Here is a 12909-nt window from a genome sequence, read left to right as displayed (position 1 = left end):
ATTGAGAGGAGCGAAAAGGAGACATCCTGTTCGGAGATTCATATTCAGATTGTGTTTGCTTATGCTGCTTGCTGCGGCAGGCGTGGGTGCATTTTTCGGGGTGAACGGCTACCGGATGTACCAGGATGCCGTATCCCGTACTTCCATTGAGGAACGGGTGGAGGAGATCCGTGCAAAAGAAGATTTTACGGACTTTTCCGAGATGTCGGATTTTTATATAGAGGCCGTCATATCCGTGGAGGACCATCGGTTCATGTCCCATCCGGGGATCGACCCGATCGCGGTGGTACGCGCCGCCTGGGCGGACATCCAGGCTATGGCTTTTGTGGAGGGCGGCAGCACCATCACCCAGCAGCTTGCGAAAAACCTGTTGTTTACGCAGGAAAAGAGAATGGTGCGCAAAGCGGCGGAGGTCTTTGCCGTATTCGATATGGAAAAAAAGTATTCCAAGGAGGAAATTTTTGAATTGTATGTCAATACCGCCAATTTCGGAAGCGGCTATGAGGGCATCCATGCGGCTTCCACGGGGTACTTTGGAAAGCTGCCGGCGGAGGTGACGGATTACGAAGCGGCCATGCTGGCCGGTGTGCCCAACGCCCCTTCTGTCTATTCCCCGGATATCAGCCAGGAGCTGGCAGCCCGGCGTGTGGAGCTGGTGCTGCAGAGCATGGTCAGACACCATGTGATCACCCGGGAGGAGGCGGAAGAGGTCCGAAGCGGCGGCTCGGTATCCTGTATCTACGGCGTGGGAGCGTCAGGCAGAAAACAATCGGAGACTGTGGTTTCCGGTTGTTTTTTTGGAAAAAAAGTGACTGTGAACAGTAACGAAAAACAAATTAACCAAAATATGGTTTCATAATTGTTATTTTGGAAATGTTATGTTAGAATTAGGTGACTGTTTCGTACAGAAAACGGCGGTCAGATTTGGAAATGTACCTGAAGAGAAAAGAAGAAGGGTTAACACGATACAAAAAGAAGGAGAACGACGATGATGGAGAGCTACAAGCAGGAATTTATTGGATTCATGGTAGAAAGCAAAGTGCTTCAATTCGGTGACTTTACATTAAAGAGCGGAAGAAAATCCCCGTTTTTCATGAATGCAGGCGCTTACGTGACGGGCACGCAGCTCCAGAAGCTTGGCGAATACTACGCAAAAGCGATCTATGACAACTACGGTCTGGATTTTGACGTACTGTTTGGACCCGCATATAAGGGAATCCCGCTGTCTGTGGCAACGACGATCGCGATCAGCAGGCTGTACGGCAAGGATGTGCGGTACTGCTCCAACCGGAAGGAAGCCAAGGACCATGGGGATACGGGCATCCTGCTGGGAAGCAAGCTGCAGGACGGGGACCGTGTGGTGATCATTGAGGATGTGACCACGTCCGGCAAGTCCATCGAGGAGACCTTCCCGATCCTGAAAGCACAGGCGGACGTGGAGGTCAGAGGTCTGATCGTATCTCTGAACCGCATGGAGGTCGGAAAAGGAGGGGAGAAGAGTGCGCTGGATGAGATCCGGGAGCTTTACGGATTTGACACGGCGGCGATCGTGACCATGGAGGAAGTTGTGGAGTGCCTGTACAACAAGGAGTACAACGGACAAATTATCATTGACGATACATTAAAATCAGCGATCGACACATATTATAACACATATGGGGTGAAGTAAAAAAGCGATTTCGCGGTTAAAAAATCAGGAGGATATTACATGGAAAGAGCATACAAAACCATGACCTCGTCAGGAGGAATGAATATTGCATTTGGGATCGTCATGATCGTGATCGGGCTTACATCCGGCGTGATCACAATCGTAAACGGCGCGCGGCTGCTGAAGCATCGGGGAGAGATCACATTTTAAGGGGCCATCCGGTGGGGACCGGGTGGAAGACAATCTGAAGGAGTATTATTTTGAGTCAGAGACAAGTTAGAAGGTACCGCATTCTTGGAAAAGTAATGTTTGTACTTTATATTGCATTTCTGGTGTATTTTTTGTGCTTTGCGGAGTGGTATGGGCGCACCGAAACCCCGCAGGGGTATCGGTATAATCTGGTGCTGTTTAAAGAGATCATGCGGTTCATCGAATACAGAGAAGAGCTTGGGGCATTTGCGGTATTCGCGAATTTGTTCGGAAACATCCTGATCTTTGTACCGTATGGATTTTTCATATCCATGGCAAGCACATGCAGGGGATTTTTCCAGACGCTGCTTTACAGCTTCGCCCTGAGCCTGGGCGTGGAGATATTCCAGCTTTTCGCCAGGGTCGGGAGTTTTGATGTGGATGACCTGCTGCTGAATACCCTGGGTGGTATTCTGGGATACATTTTATTTTTAATATGCAATATTATAAGGAGAAAGTGTTATGGCCAGAAGCAGAAAATATACAAAAGAGCGGACTCGTGACAAAGGGAAAAAAAAGAGGGGAACCCGGAAGTACGGCCAGGCCCCTATGAAATATTCCCATATGGGCGCGCATTCCTGCTGGTATGCTTCCGGCTCTTTTTTGCTTCTCCTGTCGGCAGTGTGGTTCGCATACTCGAAGCACGGCCAGGCGGCGGGATTCATCGGCGGATTCGGCATCCTGGCCATGATATTTTCCGCAATGGGAATCCGTACGGGCATCAAAGGGATGCGGGAGAGGGAGAAGCGATATATCTTCTGCAGGCTTGGAATCGCAGCGAATATTCTGATCCTGCTCGGTTTGATTATCATATTTATCGGAGGAATTAGAAAATGAATGAAGATCATAGTCAGTCTCCGGAGTACGTGCCGGAGAGGGAAACGGAAGAATATCAGGAACGGTATGACCTGTCCCTGTCCAGGCTGAGCCAGATACTGGAGGAGGACACTGCGGCAGAACCCTTTCAAAGCTATTTTCGGCAGATGGCGGCGTTTGCACTGCGGCTGGCCGGGATCTCCCGACAGATCATGGACGGCTCTTGGCGCAGGCTCAGCCTGAAGGAGCTGCAGGAGGGGAACCATGCGCTGTATGCGGACATCCTGCCGGACCACTATGAAAAGAGCTATGCAAACCCTGCATATGCGGTCTCCGTATTCGGGGAGGAGATGGGAAGGCTCTTAAGCTTCCTGTATGCGGAGCTCCGCAGCGGTATCTCCTATGCCTTCGAGTGCAGGCCCGATTACCTGACGATTTTAAACGAACTTCTGATCCAGGTGTACAACCATTTTGAAGGGGGGATTCCAGACCCAAAAAGTGTGAGGGACATTTTCTACTGGTATGCCAGCGACTACTGCGACGTCTTCCTGACAGAGCGGATCGAGGAACAGATCTATCCCATGCAGTCCTTCGCGGCAGATGTGATCCTCTGTGAGAATCTGGACGACGAGCGGTATCTCTACCGATTCGGGGAATACATCACGGAAAATGAGCTGGGCACCGCCAGATATCTGAAAAGCCTTCCATGGGAAACTCTGAAAAAGATGGCGGACGTTTACACAGAAGGATACAGGGTGGGTTTTATCAATACGGGAAAGGATTTGTCCAAAAAGTCGGCTGTAGACATCCGCTACCGGCTGGGATTTGAACGGGTGGTGAAGCTGGCCATCGAGAATTTTGAAAAGATGGGACTCTCCCCGGTCATTTACCGGGCGGCTTCCGGCGTGATCACAAAGAAGGGCCACAGAAAGGTCGGTTTCTACGGAGCCATCGCCAACAAGCAGTACGAATATGACCACCGCCAGGACGAAGCGCTGTTTCTGGACAAGCGTTATATGGAGCGGAAGCTGGATGTGCTCAGGCACGTCTATGAGGGCAATGAGCGGCAGGCCGGCCAGTATGCAGGCCCGGCTTTGATCCAGACCTTTGGGGAGAGCCCCTTTTCTCCGGAGGTGAAAAAAGAAGCCATTGCTTACACGGAGGCGCAGCGCCGGCTTTCCCTTCAGTACGACGGCAAAGCCGGGCAGATTACGAATCAGTATATCAAGGGGGAGGAGCGCAGCTTCACAATCATCGCGTTTCCCGTGCCGGAGATCGGGGAGCAGTTCCCGGAGATCTTTGAGGAAGTTATCCGCATCAATACGCTGGATGCAAAGCTGTACGAGACCGTGCAGCAGAAGATGATCGACGCGCTGGATCAGGGCAGTTATGTCCATGTGCTTGGAAAAGGGGACAATCAGACCGATCTCAGGATTCAGCTATACAGGCTGGAGGATCCGGAGAAGGAGACGATTTTTGAAAACTGCGTGGCGGACGTCAACATTCCGGTTGGAGAGATCTTTACCTCGCCGGCGCTGGAAGGGACAGAAGGCGTCCTGCATGTGAGCAGGGTCTACCTCAATGAACTGCAGTACCGGGATCTAAAGCTGACCTTCCAGGACGGCCGGATCACGGATTACACCTGCGGCAACTTCGAAAACGAAGAGGACAACCGCAAATACGTCAGCGACAATGTTCTGCACAACCATCCCTCCCTGCCGCTTGGGGAATTTGCCATCGGGACAAATACCACCGCGTATGTGGCGGGCAGGAAGTACCGGATCGAGGACAAGCTGCCGATCCTCATTGCGGAGAAGACCGGGCCCCACTTTGCGGTGGGAGATACCTGCTATAGCTGGGCAGAGGACGTAAAGGTCTATAATCCCAACGGAAAGGAGATCGTGGCAAAGGACAATTCCGTTTCCATCCTGCGCAGGGAAGACGTGGAAAAAGCGTATTTCCAGTGCCATACGGATATCACGATCCCCTATGAGGAATTAGAGGAAATCAGCGTAGTGACAAAAGAAGGAAAAAGAACTATACTATTGAAAAACGGCAGGTTTGCGCTCCCAGGAACGGAGGCGCTCAATGAACCGTTGGAAAGGTGGAATGAAGATGCCTAAGGTAGGAATCGTAATGGGCAGCGACTCGGACTTAAAGGTTATGAGCAAGGCTGCAAAGCAGTTGGAAAGTTTCGGAATTGACTATGAGATGACGATCATCTCCGCCCACCGGGAACCGGATGTGTTCTTTGAATGGGCCAGGGCGGCAGAGGGAAAAGGGATCAAGGTGATCATCGCGGGCGCAGGGATGGCGGCGCATCTGCCGGGGATGTGCGCGGCGCTGTTTCCGATGCCGGTCATCGGAGTTCCCCTGTCAGGGAAGAACCTGGACGGAATGGACGCGCTGTATTCCATCGTACAGATGCCCCCCGGAATTCCCGTTGCCACCGTGGCCATCGACGGCGGAATGAATGCTGCGATTCTGGCCGCGAAGATTCTGGCTGTATCGGAACCGGAGCTTCTGGAGAAGCTGAAAGGGTATACGGCGGAGATGAAGGCTGCCGTCCAGTCCAAGGCCGCAAAGCTGGACGAGATTGGATATGAGGCATATCTGGCACAAGCATAAACGGGGGCGCGCAGGAGGACGGGAAGACCGGAAGCTGCGCGCGCTGCTGACAGGACAAAGGAAGGAGAAAAAGCAATGGCAATAGATTACAAAGCAGCCGGTGTGGATATTGAGGCCGGCTATAAGGCCGTAGAGTTGATGAAGAAGCATGTTCAGGGAACCATGCGCCCGGAGGTTCTCACGAACCTGGGCGGTTTTTCCGGGGCCTTTTCCCTGGAAAAGTTTAAAAACATGGAAAAGCCGGTGCTGGTATCCGGTACGGACGGTGTGGGAACAAAGCTGAAGCTGGCTTTCCTGCTGGACAGGCATGATACGGTGGGAATTGACTGTGTGGCGATGTGCGTCAACGACATTGCCTGCGCGGGCGGAGAGCCGTTGTTTTTCCTGGATTACATTGCATGCGGAAAAAATGAGCCGGAGAAGATCGCGGCCATCGTAAGCGGGGTTGCCAACGGCTGCAGGCAGTCGGAGGCGGCGCTGATCGGCGGAGAGACCGCGGAGATGCCGGGCTTTTATCCGGAGGACGAGTACGACCTGGCGGGATTTGCGGTAGGGATCGTAGACGAAAAGGACCTGATCACCGGAAGCAGCCTGAAAGCCGGGGACGTCCTCATCGGCATGGCATCCTCAGGGGTGCACAGCAACGGCTTTTCCCTGGTGCGCAAGGTATTCGAGATGACCAGGGAATCTCTGGAAACCTACCATGAAAGGCTGGGATGCACCCTGGGCGAGGCGCTTCTGGCGCCGACGAAGATCTATGTGAAGGCCCTTGGGAATATCCGAAAGGCAGGGGTGACGGTGAAAGCCTGCAGCCACATCACCGGAGGCGGTTTCTATGAGAACATCCCGCGTATGCTCAAGGAAGATACCCGTGCGGTGATCCACAAAGACAGCTACCCCATCCCGCCGATCTTCGGGATGCTTGCCGAGACCGGAGGCATCGAAGAACAGATGATGTACAATACCTACAACATGGGCCTGGGCATGGTGCTTGCGGTTGACGCGGCGGACGCGGACCGGACCATGGAGGCCATCCGGGCAGCCGGGGAAGTTCCCTATGTGGTGGGAGAGATTGAAGCCGGGGAAAAAGGGGTGACCTTATGTTAAATGTTGTAGTCATGGTTTCCGGCGGCGGGACAAACCTGCAGGCCATCATCGACGCGGTGGACAACGGAACCATTACCAATACGAGACTGGCGGGAGTCATCAGCAATAATAAAAACGCATACGCTTTAGAGCGGGCCAGGATCCGCGGGATTCCGGCGCAGTGCGTTTCACCGAAGGATTATGAAGACCGGGCTCAGTTCAACCGGAAGCTTCTGGAGGCAGTGGACGCCTATGAGCCGGATCTGGTGGTGCTTGCCGGTTTTCTGGTGGTGATCCCTCCGGAGATGACGGCAAAATACAAAAACAGGATGATCAACATCCATCCTTCCCTGATTCCTTCTTTCTGCGGCACCGGATACTATGGGCTGAAGGTGCATGAGGCGGCTCTGGAGAGAGGCGTCAGGGTAGTGGGCGCGACGGTGCATTTTGTAGATGAGGGTACGGATACCGGGCCCATCCTCCTGCAGAAGGCTGTGGAGGTCAAACAGGGGGATACCCCCAAGGAGCTGCAGCGCAGGGTCATGGAGCAGGCGGAGTGGAAGATCCTGCCCCGGGCCATTGACCTGATTGCCAACGGAAAGGTTACTGTGAAGGACAAAAAAGCGATCATCGCACAATAGAGATAAGCGGACAGGAGGCAGAAATGAAAGTATTGATTGTGGGAAGCGGAGGCAGAGAACATGCGATTGCAGCCAGCGCTGCAAAAAGCCCGAAGGTGAAGAAGATGTACTGCGCACCGGGAAATGCCGGGATTGCGGAGTATGCCGAGTGTGTGCCGATCGGTGCGATGGAGTTTGACAAGCTGACGGAATTTGCCAGGGAGAAGAAGATCGACCTGGTCATTGTGGGAATGGACGACCCGCTGGTAGGCGGACTGGTGGACGAGCTGGAAGCGGCCGGCATCCGAACCTTCGGCCCCCGGAAAAACGCGGCCATCCTGGAAGGCTCCAAGGCATTTTCCAAGGACCTGATGAAGAAATACAACATTCCTACCGCGGCGTTCGAGAACTTTACCGACCCGGATGCGGCCCTTGCCTATCTGGAGACTGCCAGATTCCCCATCGTATTGAAGGCGGACGGGCTGGCTCTCGGAAAGGGCGTGCTGATCTGCCAGAATCTGGAGGAGGCAAAGGAAGGCGTCAGGACGATCATGCTGGACAAGAAGTTCGGCTCCGCGGGAAACGAAATGGTCGTCGAGGAATTTCTGACCGGCCGGGAGGTTTCCGTGCTTTCCTTCGTGGACGGAAAGACCATCCGAACTATGACCTCAGCCCAGGATCACAAGCGGGCAGGAGACGGCGACACAGGACTGAATACCGGAGGAATGGGGACGTTTTCTCCGAGTCCGTTCTATACGGAAGAAGTGGAGCAGTTCTGTGAAAAGTATATCTACCAGGCTACCGTGGACGCCATGGCGGCAGAGGGCAGGCCCTTCAAGGGCGTCATCTTTTTCGGACTGATGCTCACCGAGGACGGGCCGAAGGTGCTGGAGTACAACGCCCGGTTCGGAGATCCGGAAGCCCAGGTGGTGCTGCCCCGGATGAAAAATGACCTGATCGAAGTCGTGGAAGCCTGCATTGACGGATGTCTCGGTCAGGTGGAACTGGAATTTGAGGACAATGCGGCTGTCTGCGTTGTGCTGGCATCGGACGGATACCCCCTCAAATATGAAAAGGGATTTGCAATCAGCGGCCTGGAGAAGTTCAAGGAGCACGAAGGATATGAATGTTTCCATGCGGGAACCCGGTTTGACGGGGATAAGATCGTGACAAACGGCGGCCGTGTGCTGGGCGTCACCGCCAAGGGAAGAACCCTGCAGGAGGCACGGGAAAATGCGTATGCGGCTACGGAATGGGTGGAATTTGGAAACAAGTATATGCGGCATGATATTGGGAAAGCTATAGATGAAGCGTAGGTATACGAAAAAAGGAGGAAATACGGATGGCAGTATTGAAAATTACAGCACAGAATTTTGAACAGGAAGTTCTGCAGTCAGACAAGCCGGTACTGGTAGATTTTTATGCGGACTGGTGCGGTCCATGTAAGATGATGGCTCCGGTGATCGAGGAGATCGCAGAGGAAGCGGACGATATCAAGGTTGGGAAGCTGAATATCGACAATGAAATGGAGATCGCCCAGAAATACGGCGTCATGAGCATTCCCACCCTGATCGTGTTCAAGAACGGAGAGGAAGTCAAGAGAGATCTCGGTGCAAAGCCGAAGAAGGCTGTGCTGGATATGCTCAAATAGGATATGGGACTAAAATTTGTGGGATATTTTCCCGGTTGTAATTTCAACTTGAAAAAATGTCGAAGAAAGAGTAGAATAATAACGATTGATATCCGACCGGAACAGATCCGGATGATTTGATGACAGTGATTTTCGGGGAGAGTACAAATGAAAAAAGGGAAAAGAACCCATTTACCAGATATAAAGTTTATTTTATTGGCGGCAGGGATAATCATTATCGCTGTCGTTATTATTGTGTTTATCTATAAGGGAAAAAAGCAGGAGCAGAACAAGGAAAAAGTATCCCAGGGCGTCCGCTATCTGGAGAGCCTGGAACAGCAGAATGTGGCGGAGATCAATGAGACGATCAAGGCAATCCGGGTCAGGCACAGCCTGGATCTGGCGGATACGGATGAAAGCCTGGTCTGGGGCAGCTTTGAGAACTGCGCCGTGATGGGGGATTCCCGTGCGGTGGGATTTTCTTTTTATGAATTTCTTCAGGAGGACTGGGTGATCGCGGAGAGCGGAAGCACGATCAAGGATGTATCCGACCATCTGGAGCAGTTAAAGAGACTGGATCCGGAACGGGTATTTCTATGCTTCGGGATCAATGACATCGCCTGCGGCCTCTGGCCGGAGCCTGCGGATTACGCGGCGGAGTGCGCCGCACAGATACAGGCGGTGGCAGGAGCGCTGCCGGAGACGGAAGTTTACCTTAATTCCATTCTGCCGCCCGGGCCGACCGCAATGTGGATCGACAGCTACGCGCGTCTGGAAGAATTTAACGGGGCGTTAAAGGCGATGACGGAGCAGTACGGTTACCGCTATATTGACAATACATATGTTGCGCAGGAGCACCAGAACCTGTATCAGGACGACGGACTGCACCTGCAGCCGGATTTTTACAAGTACTGGGCGGCAAATATGCTGACAGAGGTGAATGAACAGTGAAGATAAAAAGACCTTCTTTCCCAAAAAGACAAGAAAATCAATCCGACGAAACCGGCTCCGGGAAGATTCAGATCCGGTTTCCGAAAGTAAAATTGCCTGTCAGGGAGGAACCTGAGCGGCAGACGGCCCGGCAGAACCCGACGGAGGGTACCCAGCCCCGCAGAGAACTGCCGCGGCTTCCTTATCATAATATCAAGTATGCGCTGGCGGCGCTTCTGCTGCTGTTCGCGGTACTGGATATGGCCAACGACCCCATCAGCAGCGCCGGTATAGAATCGGTTGCAAAGCAGGTAGTAAAAGCAGCGGAATTTCAGGGGATGGAGCAGGCTGAGGCGAGGATGGTGAAACGGTTCTACGGACTGAATCCGAAGGATTATGAGGGAGCAGTCCTGTACGCGCCGATTGACAATATGGACGCACATGAGATGTTTCTGGTGAAGCTGAAAGATAACAGCCAGAAGAAGCAGGTGCAGGATGCCATCCGGGAGCGGCTGGATACACAGCTGAAAAGTTTTGAGGGCTACGGAGCGGAGCAGACTGCGCTGCTGAAAAAGCATGTGCTCCTGGAGAAAGGCAATTTTGTGCTGTATGTGGTCGGGGAACATGCGTCTGACGCGCAGGAAGCCTTTGTAAAAAGCTTGTGAGGTAGAAGTTATGATTTTCAGCAGTATATTTTTTATCTTTGTATTTTTGCCCATTGTGCTGATCCTGTATTATATTGTGCCGTTTGCGGGAAAGAACCTTGTCCTGCTGATTGCCAGCCTGATCTTTTACGCATGGGGGGAGCCGGTGTACGTGATTCTGATGCTGCTCAGTATCGGGATCAACTTCGTCAGCGGCATGGAGCTGGAAAGCCATATCAACGCCGGCAATATGGCAAAGGCAAAATCAGCCTGTATTGTGACGGCGGTGATCAATTTCCTGATCCTGGGATTTTATAAATATTACGGATTCGTGATCGCAAACCTGAACGCGGTGCTGCCCTTTGATATCCCGTATAAGGAGCTTGCACTGCCGATCGGTATTTCCTTTTACACGTTCCAGACCATGTCCTATGTGATCGATGTGTACCGCGGCAAAGTGAAAGCGCAGCATGACCTGGTTGCCTTCGGCGCTTATGTCAGTATGTTTCCGCAGCTCATTGCCGGGCCCATCGTGCGGTATTCGGATGTGGAGCGGCAGCTTCGAAAACGGACCATTTCCTGGGAGCGGTTCGGGGAAGGCTCGGTATGGTTCCTGCAGGGACTTGGAAAAAAAGTGCTGATCGCCAACAACATCGGAAGTATCTACGAATCGGTGGCGGCCCTTGGGGTTCCTCAGATGTCCGCGCTGACGGCATGGATCGGATGCTTCGCCTACACGATGCAGATCTATTTTGATTTCGGCGGCTATTCGGATATGGCGGTAGGGCTTGGAAAAATGCTTGGATTTGATTTTGTGAGGAACTTTGATTACCCGTACATATCCAAAAGCATTACGGAATTTTGGAGGAGATGGCATATCTCGCTGAGTTCCTGGTTTAAAGAGTACGTTTATATTCCGCTGGGAGGCAACCGGGGCGGCACAATCAAAGCCATCCGGAACCTGATGGTGGTGTGGGTCCTGACCGGACTTTGGCACGGCGCCGCATGGAATTTTATTTTCTGGGGATTGTATTATGGTATCATTCTGTGCGTGGAAAAATATGTGCTGGGTGAAGTGCTGGAACGCTTACCGAATGCTGCCAGACATGTGTATACCATGCTTCTGGTGATGTTTGGCTGGGTGCTGTTTTTCTCCCCGTCCATGGGAGGCGCGCTGTCCTATATCGGCGCCATGTTCGGGATCGGCGGAAAGGGCCTGGTCGATATGACCGGTTTCTATTATCTCAAATCCAGCCTGATGCTGGGAATCATCGCGGCAGTCGGAAGCGGGCCGTTCCTGCACCGGAAATGCTCGGAGCTGCTCTGGAGAGAAGAAAGGTATATGCAGGCGGCAGGCGTTGTAATGTATGCGGGGATCTTTTTGATCTGCACTGCTTATCTGGTCAATGATACTTATAATCCGTTCCTGTATTTCAGGTTCTGATGTATGGTTTTTGAATGGTTACAAATTCATAAAGGGGAAGATGAATGGAACTGAAAAGGGGAAAGGAAAGACGGAGAAAGGAAAATAAAAATCTGCACCGCAGCATGGCCTGGTGTTTTGCCGGCCTTGTTCTGCTGCTGGTGGCGGCAGGCATCATACAGCCTGACAAAAAGACTTCGGATGAAGAGAACCGTGTACTGACCACATTTCCCAAGCCGGGTATTGAAACAATCAAAAATAAGGAATATATGACTGCGCTGGAAGACTATTCTTCGGATCAGTTTGTGCTCCGCGACCTCTGGATACGCCTCAAGGTGCGCTGTGACCTTCTCATCGGAAAGCGGGAGTTCAACGGCGTTTACCTCGGAAAGAAGAAGTATCTGATGCAGATTCCTGTGGGAATGGATGAAAAGAATACAGAGGAAAATCTGGAAGCCATGAACCGGTTCCGCCAGGCAAACAGCGACCTGAAGATGAATGCCCTGATCGTACCCAATGCGGCCTATATTATGAAGGATTATCTGCCTTTGGGTGCGCCTGTGCGTGACCAGGGTGAGGATATGAAGTATATTAAGAAGCAGCTTTCCGGCGGGATCGGCCTGATTGATATTACGGAGACTCTCAGAAAGCATGCGGACGAGGGCATCTATTATAAAACCGACCATCACTGGACAAGCAGGGGCGCGGCCTATGGATTCGGCGCCGCTGCAAAGCAGCTTGAGATTGAAGGGGCGGTATCGGATTATAAGATCCACACGGTGGCCACCGATTTTTCGGGGACACTGGCGTCTAAGAGCGGATACCACAAGGCGAAGGACACGGTGGAGGTATACCAGCCGGAAAATGTGGAATATCAGTATCTTGTCAGCGATTCCGACAACGAGGAGAGACGGCCTACCATATACGATCGGAGGGCCCTGGAAGAAAAGGACAAGTACCAGGTGTTCTTCGGCGGCAACCACGCTATAGTGGATATCGTCACCACCAATGACAACCAGAGACGGCTGCTGATCTTCAAGGATTCTTACGCAAATTGCTTTGTGCCGTTTCTGATTCCTTATTACAGCGAGATCATTATGATTGATGCAAGGTACTATTATGAGAACGTACACACATTGGTTGAGAATAAGGCAATCACGGATGTGCTGTTTCTCTATAATATGGATACCTTTTTGAACGATAATTCCCTGGCGGACGTGCTGACAGGGGAATGA

14 protein-coding genes and 1 pseudogene are annotated in these 12909 nt (G+C 52.3%); all 15 read left to right on the top strand.

Annotation, left to right across the window (positions count from 1 at the left end):
- Positions 1-61 precede the first annotated feature (61 nt).
- Positions 62-727: pseudogene (locus tag EBB54_RS17935) on the top strand (transglycosylase domain-containing protein); the annotation flags it as partial.
- 264 nt (positions 728-991) lie between these two features.
- Positions 992-1669 carry an orotate phosphoribosyltransferase gene (gene pyrE, locus EBB54_RS17930; protein WP_044990582.1) on the top strand — a complete coding sequence of 226 codons (678 nt, stop codon included), beginning with the start codon at positions 992-994 and terminating at the stop codon, positions 1667-1669.
- A gap of 39 nt (positions 1670-1708) precedes the next feature.
- Positions 1709-1858, top strand: a complete 150-nt coding sequence (locus EBB54_RS30565) for a hypothetical protein (protein WP_004078230.1) — start codon at positions 1709-1711, stop codon at positions 1856-1858.
- A gap of 50 nt (positions 1859-1908) precedes the next feature.
- Positions 1909-2400, top strand: coding sequence for a VanZ family protein (locus EBB54_RS17925; RefSeq protein ID WP_125128427.1), 492 nt, complete (start codon positions 1909-1911; stop codon positions 2398-2400).
- Complete coding sequence (locus EBB54_RS17920) at positions 2360-2734, top strand: DUF6142 family protein (protein WP_004078227.1); 375 nt, start codon at positions 2360-2362, stop codon at positions 2732-2734. The genes EBB54_RS17925 and EBB54_RS17920 overlap by 41 nt, the downstream gene beginning before the upstream one ends.
- Complete coding sequence (locus EBB54_RS17915) at positions 2731-4836, top strand: aminopeptidase (protein ID WP_125128426.1); 2106 nt, start codon at positions 2731-2733, stop codon at positions 4834-4836. The genes EBB54_RS17920 and EBB54_RS17915 overlap by 4 nt, the downstream gene beginning before the upstream one ends.
- Entirely contained in the window at positions 4829-5341 is a 513-nt protein-coding gene (gene purE / locus EBB54_RS17910) for a 5-(carboxyamino)imidazole ribonucleotide mutase (RefSeq protein ID WP_004078225.1), read from the top strand. The genes EBB54_RS17915 and purE overlap by 8 nt, the downstream gene beginning before the upstream one ends.
- Before the next feature lie 75 nt (positions 5342-5416).
- Entirely contained in the window at positions 5417-6448 is a 1032-nt protein-coding gene (gene purM, locus EBB54_RS17905; protein ID WP_193554367.1) for a phosphoribosylformylglycinamidine cyclo-ligase, read from the top strand.
- The gene (purN, locus tag EBB54_RS17900) at positions 6442-7068 is read left to right on the top strand and encodes a phosphoribosylglycinamide formyltransferase (RefSeq protein WP_125128425.1); all 627 of its coding nucleotides are present in this window, start codon (positions 6442-6444) and stop codon (positions 7066-7068) included. Before purM ends, purN begins: the two co-directional genes overlap by 7 nt.
- 23 nt (positions 7069-7091) lie before the next feature.
- Entirely contained in the window at positions 7092-8363 is a 1272-nt protein-coding gene (gene purD / locus EBB54_RS17895) for a phosphoribosylamine--glycine ligase (RefSeq protein WP_004078222.1), read from the top strand.
- Between the two features lie 26 nt (positions 8364-8389).
- Positions 8390-8698 carry a thioredoxin gene (gene trxA, locus EBB54_RS17890; protein ID WP_004078221.1) on the top strand — a complete coding sequence of 103 codons (309 nt, stop codon included), beginning with the start codon at positions 8390-8392 and terminating at the stop codon, positions 8696-8698.
- Positions 8699-8845: 147 nt separating this feature from the next.
- Positions 8846-9628, top strand: coding sequence for an SGNH/GDSL hydrolase family protein (locus EBB54_RS17885; protein WP_004078220.1), 783 nt, complete (start codon positions 8846-8848; stop codon positions 9626-9628).
- Positions 9625-10272, top strand: a complete 648-nt coding sequence (locus EBB54_RS17880) for a DUF4358 domain-containing protein (protein ID WP_125128424.1) — start codon at positions 9625-9627, stop codon at positions 10270-10272. The genes EBB54_RS17885 and EBB54_RS17880 overlap by 4 nt, the downstream gene beginning before the upstream one ends.
- Positions 10273-10282: 10 nt before the next feature.
- A complete protein-coding gene (locus EBB54_RS17875) occupies positions 10283-11695 on the top strand; it encodes an MBOAT family O-acyltransferase (protein WP_125128423.1) in 1413 nt (470 codons plus the stop codon).
- Positions 11696-11739: 44 nt separating this feature from the next.
- On the top strand, positions 11740-12909 hold the full coding sequence (locus EBB54_RS17870) for a DHHW family protein (RefSeq protein ID WP_125128422.1): 1170 nt from the start codon (positions 11740-11742) through the stop codon (positions 12907-12909).

Origin of the sequence: Schaedlerella arabinosiphila (genome assembly GCF_003885045.1) — a bacterium.
GTDB classification, from domain to species: Bacteria; Bacillota; Clostridia; order Lachnospirales; family Lachnospiraceae; genus Schaedlerella; species Schaedlerella arabinosiphila.
Note: the sequence above shows the minus strand (reverse complement) of the source record. Positions and strands in the feature narration are given on the sequence as shown.

Excerpts from the sequence above, each read along its gene's own strand:
- pyrE (WP_044990582.1), top strand. The coding sequence starts at position 992 with ATGGAGAGCTACAAGCAGGAATTTATTGGATTCATGGTAGAAAGCAAA.
- EBB54_RS30565 (WP_004078230.1), top strand. The coding sequence starts at position 1,709 with ATGGAAAGAGCATACAAAACCATGACCTCGTCAGGAGGAATGAATATT.
- EBB54_RS17920 (WP_004078227.1), top strand. The coding sequence starts at position 2,360 with ATGGCCAGAAGCAGAAAATATACAAAAGAGCGGACTCGTGACAAAGGG.
- EBB54_RS17915 (WP_125128426.1), top strand. The coding sequence starts at position 2,731 with ATGAATGAAGATCATAGTCAGTCTCCGGAGTACGTGCCGGAGAGGGAA.
- purE (WP_004078225.1), top strand. The coding sequence starts at position 4,829 with ATGCCTAAGGTAGGAATCGTAATGGGCAGCGACTCGGACTTAAAGGTT.
- purM (WP_193554367.1), top strand. The coding sequence starts at position 5,417 with ATGGCAATAGATTACAAAGCAGCCGGTGTGGATATTGAGGCCGGCTAT.
- purN (WP_125128425.1), top strand. The coding sequence starts at position 6,442 with ATGTTAAATGTTGTAGTCATGGTTTCCGGCGGCGGGACAAACCTGCAG.
- purD (WP_004078222.1), top strand. The coding sequence starts at position 7,092 with ATGAAAGTATTGATTGTGGGAAGCGGAGGCAGAGAACATGCGATTGCA.
- trxA (WP_004078221.1), top strand. The coding sequence starts at position 8,390 with ATGGCAGTATTGAAAATTACAGCACAGAATTTTGAACAGGAAGTTCTG.
- EBB54_RS17885 (WP_004078220.1), top strand. The coding sequence starts at position 8,846 with ATGAAAAAAGGGAAAAGAACCCATTTACCAGATATAAAGTTTATTTTA.
- EBB54_RS17875 (WP_125128423.1), top strand. The coding sequence starts at position 10,283 with ATGATTTTCAGCAGTATATTTTTTATCTTTGTATTTTTGCCCATTGTG.
- EBB54_RS17870 (WP_125128422.1), top strand. The coding sequence starts at position 11,740 with ATGGAACTGAAAAGGGGAAAGGAAAGACGGAGAAAGGAAAATAAAAAT.